Raw genomic sequence first — 2002 nt, 5'->3', positions numbered from 1 at the left:
GTTTCTTTTCGCCCGAACCAGAGGACGGGGGAGATTTCTTATGTTGGTATGAAATAGGATGGCCCGAAGGCTCGCGCACGTTCAGGGCGCGTGGGATCGATGCGGTGCAGGCGCTATTGCTTGCCATGCAAATGGCCCATGCTGATCTTTTGTCAGAACGCGAAAGACATGGACGGCAAGTGTTGTGGCTCGATCAGCGTAGTCTTGGATTGCCCATCGCTAATTCAATTCGCGACTTGGATCCCGACGGCGGGTTCTGAACTTTGCAGAGACGAAAAAGGCGGGCTTTCGGCCCGCCTTTTGATTCCTGGAGCTGCCCGGCTCAGTGCAACCGGCCGCTGGCATGGGCCAGCATGGTGTAGACCTTGCCGGTGTCGGAGGTCAGATAGGTCTGCGCCATGATGTTGTCGCGGTCGTTGCGCGAGACGTCCTTGAGCAGCTTCTCGAAATCCTCGCAGTAGCGGTCGACCGCAGCGCGGAATTCCGCCTCGGCCTGGTACTTGCGGCGGATCTCGTCGAAGGTCTGCTGGCCCTTGAGCGTGTAGAGGCGACGGGTGAACACGTCGCGCTCGCCGCGCCGGTAGCGGTTCCACAGCTCGATCGAGGCGTCGTGGTCGATGGCCCGCGCAATGTCGACGGAAAGCGAGTTGAGCGATTCCATGACATGCAGCGGCGAGCGCTGGGCAGGCGTCGCGCGCGGCGCTTCCGCCGGCGCTGCCGGCCGAAGCTCTTCCTCGCGCGAGGCGTTGGTCAGGAGATCGCGCACCCAGCCGCCCTGCTGCGTCTTGCCGTTCTCACGGCGCGGCGCCTCGGCGGGACGTTCCAGGTCAAGCGTGCCGCGCAGCGTGGTCTCGGCGAGCGGCGCCTGAGGGGCGCGCGCCGCCGGTTGCGGCTGCTGCTGAGGCTGCGGGGCCGGCGGGCGGCGCAGCGGCGGCTCGGCGGCGCGGGCCGGTGCCTGCGGAGCAGGGCGCAGACCGCGAGGTTCGCCCTGTTCGCTCGAGCCGCTGCGGCCGGATTTCGCAACGATATCCGACAGTTCCTTGAGCGCATTGATCTGCTCAGCGACGGCGCGGCGGATGGCCGAGGTCGATTCCTTGGCCTCTTCCGGCATCTCGATGACGCCCTTCTTCAGCTCGGCGCGGGTGAGATCCAGCTCGCTCTTGATCGAGCCTGCGGTGCGGCGCATCTCCTCGGTCGCGTCGGCAAAGCGGCGCGTTGCCGAATCGACGACCTCGGCGATCGCGGTGCGGATCTTCTCCGCCGATTCCATCGTCCGGCCCTCGGCGGTCTGCATCGTCTGACCGACGAGGCTCTCGAAGGAACGCATCACCTTCTCGAGGTCTTCCGACTTCTTGACCAGGCCGACGGCGAGGTCCTCCAGCGAGGACTGGCGCTCCAGCGTGTGCTCGAGATTGCTTTGCGCGGAGCTGAGCAGGTTCGAGGCGCTGGAAAGCAGCCGGCTGTGCTCGTCGAACTTGGTCGCGATCGCGGCCACCTCGCGCAACGTCGCCGATGACAGGTCGGTGAGCCGCGTCGTGTTGGAATCGACCAGACGCGCCGAGCTGGCGAAGGTCTGGGCGGCCTTCTCCGTGGTCGAGGCGAAGCTCTGCGTGCTGCCAGAAAGCCGCTCCTCGACCTGGCCGAGATTGACGGCAGCCTGCTCGATGAGCTGGCCGAGCTGCGCGCTGGAGGTCGTCATGCGGCCAATTAGGTCGGCCACGCTGTCGGCAAGCGAGGAACGCGCGCCTTCGACGGCCGACAGCGTTTCGGCCGTGCGGCTGGCGAGAGCATTGACGAGATTCGTGTTCTCGCTACGCAGCTTCTCGGCCGCGCGTTCGGTGACCTCTTCCATGCTGCGCTGCAGTTCGGAGCCGCCCTGGGCGAAGCGCTCGACCAGCGGCTTGGCCGTCTCGTCGAGGATCTTCGCCATCTCGGCCGAACGCGCCGCGAGCATGGTGTTGAGCTCGCGGCGCGTTCGGCCGAGATGGCGAAGATCCTCGAC

Annotated in this window: 1 protein-coding gene and 1 pseudogene; one reads left to right on the top strand and one right to left on the bottom strand. The window is 66.0% G+C overall.

The annotated features are described in order from the left end of the window. Positions 1-260 (top strand): hypothetical protein (locus EOA28_RS39740; RefSeq protein WP_210214990.1); only part of this gene is annotated, 260 nt, incomplete at its 5' end. A gap of 62 nt (positions 261-322) precedes the next feature. Here EOA28_RS39740 and EOA28_RS34135 read toward each other — a convergent pair. Continuing rightward, positions 323-2002, bottom strand: a pseudogene (locus tag EOA28_RS34135) (kinesin); the annotation flags it as partial.

Origin of the sequence: Mesorhizobium sp. M2A.F.Ca.ET.067.02.1.1 (genome assembly GCF_004023285.1) — a bacterium.
In the GTDB taxonomy this organism is placed as follows: Bacteria; Pseudomonadota; Alphaproteobacteria; order Rhizobiales; family Rhizobiaceae; genus Mesorhizobium.
This window is presented reverse-complemented; position numbering and strand designations above follow the sequence as displayed.